Below are 7,705 nucleotides of genomic sequence, written 5' to 3'. Positions count from 1 at the left end.
CTATCACTAGCAATAAAATAGCCATTGGCATAAGCGAAGGTGAAGCAGGTGTTTTAATGCACGGCCCCACTTTTATGGGCAACCCGCTTGCCTGTGCAGCAGCCTGCGCAAGTATTGATTTATTACTTGAGCAAAACTGGCAACAACGAATAAAGCAAATAAACACCCAACTACAGCAACTTAATAAATGCAGCGAGCTAGATGCGGTTGCCAATGTACGTACCTTAGGTGCTATTGGTGTTGTTGAGCTAAACGATGCTGCGGGCAATGTTGATGTTGCTAAAATTCAGGCCTATTTTGTAGAGCAAGGCGTATGGATACGCCCATTCGGTAAACTAATTTACCTTATGCCACCGTATATAAGTGACGACACCAGTATAAAAACACTGTGTGATGCCATTTACAATGCCATCAAAGGCAAGCATTACGCTTAATAGCCGGTCTCAATTACTAGCCTTAATACAGGTTATAGCGCTATTTACTGTAACCTACCGCTACATTTAGTGTTTTTATCTATTAAGCGAGTTTGTGGTTATTGATCTCGCTAAGCATAAACTATATGATAATGGCTATCATTTACAATTACCTTTTGGACTTCTTTGCTATGAAATTACTATTTAAACCAGCCAAAACTTTAGGTGCAAGCCTTTTACTAGNCTAGCCTCGGCGTTTATGGCTCAACCAGTATTAGCTAACGGCCCTATTGGCGAGCATGTTAATCATCTTCAAGCTAACCTTAAAAGTTACGCAGAAGAAGTAGAATGGATGGTAGGCAAAGTTGATACCATGGTAAGCGACTACGATACTAAAGGCGCAAAATCTGTAAAAACTGATGATTTAATTGAATATTGGGAATCAGTTAAGTTTCACAGCGCAATAGAAACTAACTTTGTACCGGTATACGCTTCTATTTGGCAGGGTCTTTATGGCGTAAAAATGGCCATTGATAATAAGCAGCCTGCTGAGGAAGTTCGTAAACAACAAAAAGCGATGAACATAGCCTTGTGGCAAGGTCTTGGGGCTGTTAAGCTTGCTGCAAAATTCCAGCAAAAAGGCTTGTTAGACACTGTAAAAGCAACCGCTACAAAAGAAATGACACAAAGTGCCACAATTGATGAAATTAAGCACAAATTAGACCGTGTAGTAGCTAAATTTGCTGAGCGTTTACAAGACGAAGCAACTGAAATTGTTCATGACACTTACCTACACCTGTTTGAAGGCGTTGAAGGTACACTTATTGAGCAAGACGCTAACCTAGTTGAAGTGCTGGAAAAAGACTTTAACGTAACACTGCCACTAGCAATTAAAAACAGCAAAAGCGTAGATGAAGTACGCGATGTGATCAGTGATATGCAAACAAAATTAGACCGCGCTAAAACGCTTATAGAAAAAGCAGAAAAAGCCCGTAAGGATGTATTTTAAGTGAAGCGTAGGACCTTTATTCAAGGCCTAGCTGCGTTAGGGGTGGTTGGCTCATTGCCACTGCCTCTTTCTCGTGCGCTAGCCGCTGATATAGCAAACCCAGTTTCTGTTGATGATTTACCAAAGCTTAAAGGTGAGTTAACCCTTTATTTAGGCCGAGGCGAAGGTGGTTTGTATGAAAACGTATTACAAGCAATCCAGAAAAAAAATCCAGACTTTAAACTCGGTATACGCCGAGGTCCTACTGCTGCTTTAGCGAATACCATTGTTGCAGAAGCTAAAGCCGGTGTTCGCCGCGCTGATTTATTTTGGGCGGTTGATTCAGGCGCTATAGGTTTGGTAACCGATGCAGGTCTTGCACAACCTATCCCAGGTGATTTATCTGCTCAGTTACAACCACAATTTAGATATAAAGAGTGGGCACCAGTAACTGGCCGTATTCGTACATTGCCATATAACACGTCGCGTTTAACTAAAGATCAAATTCCAACAAGTATTATGGAAATTGCCGAGAGCGATTTAAGTATTGGTTGGGCGCCCGCCTACGCTTCTTTTCAATCGTTTGTAACCGCAATGCGAATTTTAGAAGGCGACGACAAAACTGCTAAGTGGCTTAAAAAGATTAAAAAACGTGCTAAAACATACGCTGGTGAATTAGGTGTTGTTATGGGCGTTGAACGCGGTGAAGTTGATATTGGTTTTGCTAATCATTATTACACATTGCGTTTAAAATCAGGCAAGCCTGATGCTAAGCTTGATTTAGCATTTACACAAAATGATGCTGGCTGTTTAGTTAATGCATCGGGTGTATTAGCGCTTAACGATGATCCGCTTGCTACTAACTTTATGCGTTACTTACTAAGTAAAGAAGTACAAGGTTACTTAGCCAGTGAAGCGTACGAAATTCCGTTAGTAAATGGTATTACCCAACCTGAGGGTCTACCGTCACTTGCTAATATTTCTCCACCTAAAGTAGATTTAACACAGCTTGCTGATTTACGCCCTACTATAGATTTGATGCGTAGCAGCGGCGTATTGTAATGAGAATACCTGCCTCTTATCCAATGGCGCTGCTTGCAGCGCTTGTTGCGCTTACCCCTGTTTATGTATTAATAGTGCTTGCAAGCGATGCAAGCTCAGTGTTTGACACCCACAATCTAAAAATTTTAGGAAACACCCTATCGTTAATGGGTTTAACGGTACTCGGATCTATTTTAATTGGTGTGCCACTGGCGTTTATTAGCGCATATGTACATTTACCATTTAAAAAACTCTGGCTGGTTGTATTTGCAGCGCCGCTGGCAATTCCCAGTTATATTGGCGCCTTTACCCTCTATGCTGCTTTTGGCCCCGGTGGCGAAATAAATACCTTAACAGGAATAGAAACACCATCAATGTATGGCCTAACAGGTGCCGCCATTGTGATGACGCTTTATACCTTCCCGTTTGTAATGATGACAACTCGCTCATCGCTTTTAAGCCTTGATGCAAGCATGGTTAACGCTGCACGAACGCTAGGTATGTCGATGACGCAAAGCGTATTTAAAGTTATATTACCGCGCGTAGTTAACGGTATTGCAGCAGGCTCATTGTTAGTCGCCCTTTATACGTTATCAGACTTTGGCACGCCCGCAATGATGCGCTTAGATACGTTTACCCGCGTAATTTACGTTGAATACAATGCCTTTGCGTTAGGGCGCGCAGCCATGCTTTCGCTTCAACTGATGGTTATTGTTGGCTTTTTACTTTTAGTAGAATCACAAATAAAAACAGCCCCTGAGCGCCAAGGTCGTCCGTTAATTTTATTCCCAAGCAAATTACAGTTAAGTGCAATGTTTGTTACGTTTGCACCTGTTTTGCTACTCGCTATTGGCTTGCCTTTGGCTATATTTTCGCTTTGGTTAGCTCGTGATGGTTTTAGCTCATTTGATTTTAATATTGCGTGGAACTCTACGTATGCATCGGGTATTGCGGCAATTGTAGCCGTTATCGTTGCGATCCCCGTTGCACATGCCGCACTGAGTGGAAAAGCGGGTCGTATAATGGAACGTGTTACTTACTTTGGTTTTGGTATTCCGGGTATAGTAATGGGCACAGCGCTTGTTTACGGTGGTTTGCAGTTACCGTTTTTATACCAAACACTGGGATTGCTTATTATTGCTTATATGCTGCGATTTTTACCACTTGCTGTAGGCTCTGTTAGAACAAGCACCGAACACTTAGATCCAAGCTTAGTAAAGTCTGCGCGCGTATTAGGGGCAAGCCCACGTGAAGTATTTACTCGTATAACACTGCCTTTAACTATGCGCGGTATTATCGCCGGTGCAGCACTGGTGTTTTTAGAGTCAATGCGCGAACTCGAAGCCACGCTATTACTTGGCCCAACAGGGTTTGAAACCCTTTCTACATATTTATGGCGTGTATACGAAGCGGGCTATTTTGGTCGCGCCGCTATTCCAGGATTATTGTTAGTAGTGATATCTGCCTGCGGGTTAGCTATTATGATGTCTGGCGAAAAACGCAACCAGTTTGAACATTAAGGATTTAAGAAACAATGCTATCTGTAAGTCAGTTGTCTATAGATTATGGCAGTAACCGCGTAGTAAGCGATTTAAACTTATCGCTAGGTGAAAACGAAATCCTTATGCTTGTAGGGCCAACAGGTTGTGGTAAAAGTACAATTTTACAAGCCCTTGCTGGCCTTATACCTATTAGCGAAGGCGAAATAAACACGGGTAAATGGCGCGCTACACCCAAATTAACAATACCTCCTGAAAAACGCAGTGTAGGTATGGTGTTTCAAGATTTTGCGTTATTTCCGCACTTAACCGTACAGCAAAACATTTGCTTTAGATTAAAAGATACAGCCCCTGCTGAGTATTGGATAAACCTACTTGGACTGAGCGATTTTAGAGATAAAAAACCAGCAACACTTTCTGGCGGACAAAAGCAACGTGTAGCACTTGCGCGCACCCTAGCCCACCAACCTGACTTTGTTTTGCTTGATGAACCGCTTTCTAACTTAGATGCAGCCCTTAAAGACATGCTTCGTTGGGATATTAGAAACGCACTTAAAGCCGCTGGCGTGCCTGCGATTTGGGTAACACACGACCAAGAAGAAGCACTCTCAGTTGGCGATCGTGTTGGTGTACTTAAAGGCGGCAAAATTCAGCAAATCGATACACCCGAGCGCTGCTTTAGTACCCCAAACAATCGCTTTGTGGCACGTTTTTTAGGTGAAGCTAGCTTTATTAGCGGCCAATTTAGCCAAGGACAAGCCACTACCTCAATTGGTAATGCGCCAGCTCATGGCGTTGACTGTGAAAGTGGCGACGTTGATGTACTACTTCGACCAGACGATGTGTTACTTGTACAAAGCAGTGTTGGCAATAACGGCGAAGTAATTTGGGTACGTTTTGAAGGNGGTGGCAGCCGCTTGTGCGCTGTAAAACTTGCGTGCTCTACTGTTGTAACTAGTCGAGTAAGCCATGAAGTTGTGGTAAACCCTGGCGACGAAGTGCATGTATCACTAAGTACCTCGCACCCACTAGCGGTTTATAAACAAGAAGCTTAACTACTTTTTTACTTACATAAACCAAAAAGCCCATATATATGGGCTTTTTAATAGGTATTGCTATGTATGTTACTAACTAAATTCGAAGCACTACCACTCAAACATGTAGGCCATTTTGCTTATTGTTTTAAGCGGGACATTATGCGAGTTACGTTTAGCATATAAGTGCTGCATTGATTTGTCTTTCACTTCACCCACTATCACTTCTTTTACTTGATAACCTAAAGCAACAGCAGCTTGAGTGTAAGCTATAAATTCCCACTTTTTAATATTGGTGTTATCTACAATTACCAATGGCATACCTTGAGCAAGTGCATTTATAAAGCGCGCTAAATTTAAATTATGAAATTGCGACAATTTAAATTTATCGAAATGATATTCGCCCTGCTCATTAATAAAGTAATCATCAGTTGAGCAGATTAGGTATTGGCTTTCGTCAACTCCACCTAATTCGTCAGCAAGGCTTTGCGCGTAGTAAGACTTACCGCTTCCTGGTAGTCCTCGTAAAATAAAAACTTGTTTCATAGCATCGATTTTTTAAGTGTGAATAAATAGTAATTTGATTTGTTTGTTAATAATGCCACAAAATCATTAAATTTAAGAGCAACAAATCATAATAGTAGCAATTAAACTCTAAAAACTGTTTAAAAATAAACCGCATGCATAAAAACTTTTAAAGAGTTGCCCACAATAGTTTTTTTATTCAACTTTACTAGGTAAGATACAGGGTTCAAGTGCAGCGCCGTTTATGTGCAATTTATGCCCGAGTGCTGCGCACAGTTAAAATAAAATAGTTAGGCAACTTATATCATTGGAGTGAAGATGAGCCATTTAGCGATTTCAGAGCTATTAAAAGGCAATGTTGCGGTAGACAGCCAAGTAACAATTAAGGGCTGGATCCGTACTCGCCGCGATTCAAAAGCAGGAATTTCATTTTTAGCCGTTCATGACGGTTCGTGTTTTGATCCTATTCAAGCGGTAGTTCCTAATTCACTGAATAATTATGATGAAGTTACTAGCTTAACAGCCGGTTGTTCTGTGTCGGTTACTGGTGTTTTAGTACAATCTGCTGGTCAAGGTCAATCTTACGAAATTCAAGCTAATACAGTGACTGTATTAGGTTGGGTAGAAAACCCAGATTCATACCCAATGTCGGCAAAGCGCCACAGCATTGAGTACTTACGTGAGCACGCTCACCTTCGCCCTCGTACAAATATGATTGGCGCGGTAACTCGTGTACGTAACTGTTTAGCACAAGCTATTCACCGTTTTTACCACGAGCAAGGCTTTTACTGGATCAGCACGCCAATTATTACAGCAAGTGACTGTGAAGGCGCTGGCGAAATGTTTCGTGTATCTACGCTTGATATGCAAAACTTACCGCTTACAGACAAAGGCGAAGTTGATTACAGCGAAGATTTCTTCGGTAAAGAAGCATTCCTTACTGTATCTGGCCAGTTAAATGGCGAAACTTACGCTTCTGCAATGTCAAAAATTTACACGTTTGGCCCAACATTCCGTGCAGAGAATTCAAATACATCACGCCACCTTGCAGAATTTTGGATGGTAGAGCCTGAAGTTGCGTTTGCTGATTTAGAAGACATCGCAAAACTTGCTGAAAATATGCTTAAGTATGTGTTTAAAGCCGTACTTGAAGAGCGCCGTGATGACATGGAATTTTTTGCACAACGTGTAGAAAAAACCGCAATTACGCGTTTGGAAGAATTTGTAGAAAAAGACTTCGCGCAGGTAAATTACACTGAAGCAGTAGAAATCCTTAAAAACTGTGGTAAAAAGTTTGAGTACGCTGTTGAATGGGGTGTAGATTTACAGTCTGAGCACGAGCGTTACTTAGCTGAAGAGCACTTTAAAGCACCGGTAGTTATTAAAAACTACCCACGTGACATTAAAGCATTCTACATGCGCCAAAACGAAGACGGTAAGACCGTTGCCGCAATGGACATTGTAGCACCCGGTATTGGTGAGATCATTGGTGGTTCACAACGTGAAGAACGCCTTGATGTACTTGATGCACGCTTAGAAGAAATGGGCTTAAACAAAGAAGATTACAGCTGGTACCGCGATTTACGTAAATACGGTAGCGTGCCGCACTCAGGCTTTGGTTTAGGCTTTGAACGCTTAGTTGCTTATGTAACAGGTATGGGCAACGTACGTGACGTTATTGCCTTCCCTCGTACTAAAGGCAGCGCAACTTACTAATACTAAGTTAGCCGTTTATAAATACTAAAAACCAGCNCAATTGGCTGGTTTTTTTGTGTCTTTAATTTACCGAATAAAAAAGCCGCAGCACTCAAAGAGCACCACGGCTTTCAACCAGAATAAATTTTGCTTAATTAAGCGCTATAAAGCACTCTCTAACTGTGGCAGTACTTCAAATAAGTCAGCCACTAACCCGTAATCTGCAACTTGGAAAATAGGTGCGTCAGGGTCTTTATTAATCGCGACGATTACTTTTGAGTCTTTCATACCGGCTAAGTGCTGAATAGCACCGCTAATACCTACTGCAATGTATAAATTAGGTGCTACAATTTTACCTGTTTGCCCAACTTGCATGTCGTTAGGTACAAAGCCTGCATCAACCGCTGCGCGCGACGCACCAATCGCAGCACCGAGTTTATCGGCAATACCATTAAGTAGTGCAAAGTTTTCACCGTTTTGCATACCGCGACCACCCGATATAACCACAGT

General features: G+C 41.9%; 7 protein-coding genes and 1 pseudogene. 6 read left to right on the top strand and 2 right to left on the bottom strand.

The window, feature by feature from the left end:
• The 5 genes and pseudogenes from L654_RS0119575 to L654_RS0119555 form a co-directional block, all read left to right on the top strand.
• Positions 1-434: aminotransferase class III-fold pyridoxal phosphate-dependent enzyme (locus L654_RS0119575; RefSeq protein ID WP_024608829.1), on the top strand; the 434-nt coding region annotated here is incomplete at its 5' end.
• 170 nt (positions 435-604) lie between these two features.
• Positions 605-1,422 (top strand): annotated as a pseudogene (locus tag L654_RS01000000126450) (hypothetical protein).
• Positions 1,423-2,463 (top strand): extracellular solute-binding protein, encoded by a 1,041-nt coding sequence (locus tag L654_RS0119565; RefSeq protein WP_024608828.1) that lies wholly within the window; start codon positions 1,423-1,425, stop codon positions 2,461-2,463. It begins immediately after the preceding pseudogene.
• Positions 2,463-3,962 (top strand): iron ABC transporter permease, encoded by a 1,500-nt coding sequence (locus L654_RS0119560; protein ID WP_024608827.1) that lies wholly within the window; start codon positions 2,463-2,465, stop codon positions 3,960-3,962. The genes L654_RS0119565 and L654_RS0119560 overlap by 1 nt, the downstream gene beginning before the upstream one ends.
• A gap of 14 nt (positions 3,963-3,976) precedes the next feature.
• Positions 3,977-4,996, top strand: coding sequence for an ABC transporter ATP-binding protein (locus L654_RS0119555; protein WP_024608826.1), 1,020 nt, complete (start codon positions 3,977-3,979; stop codon positions 4,994-4,996).
• A gap of 90 nt (positions 4,997-5,086) precedes the next feature.
• Here L654_RS0119555 and L654_RS0119550 read toward each other — a convergent pair whose 3' ends face one another.
• Complete coding sequence (locus L654_RS0119550; protein WP_007586798.1) at positions 5,087-5,521, bottom strand: ATP-binding protein; 435 nt, start codon at positions 5,519-5,521, stop codon at positions 5,087-5,089.
• Positions 5,522-5,818: 297 nt separating this feature from the next.
• Between L654_RS0119550 and asnS the strand changes: the two genes are divergently transcribed.
• The gene (gene asnS, locus L654_RS0119545) at positions 5,819-7,216 is read left to right on the top strand and encodes an asparagine--tRNA ligase (RefSeq protein ID WP_010552735.1); all 1,398 of its coding nucleotides are present in this window, start codon (positions 5,819-5,821) and stop codon (positions 7,214-7,216) included.
• Between the two features lie 141 nt (positions 7,217-7,357).
• Here the strand turns inward: asnS and L654_RS0119540 are convergent.
• Positions 7,358-7,705, bottom strand: a 348-nt coding sequence (locus tag L654_RS0119540) for an FAD-binding protein (protein ID WP_024608825.1), incomplete at its 5' end; no start/stop codon positions are given.

Source organism: Pseudoalteromonas sp. TAB23 (assembly GCF_000498075.1).
Lineage (GTDB): Bacteria > Pseudomonadota > Gammaproteobacteria > Enterobacterales > Alteromonadaceae > Pseudoalteromonas > Pseudoalteromonas arctica.
Note: the sequence above shows the minus strand (reverse complement) of the source record. Positions and strands in the feature narration are given on the sequence as shown.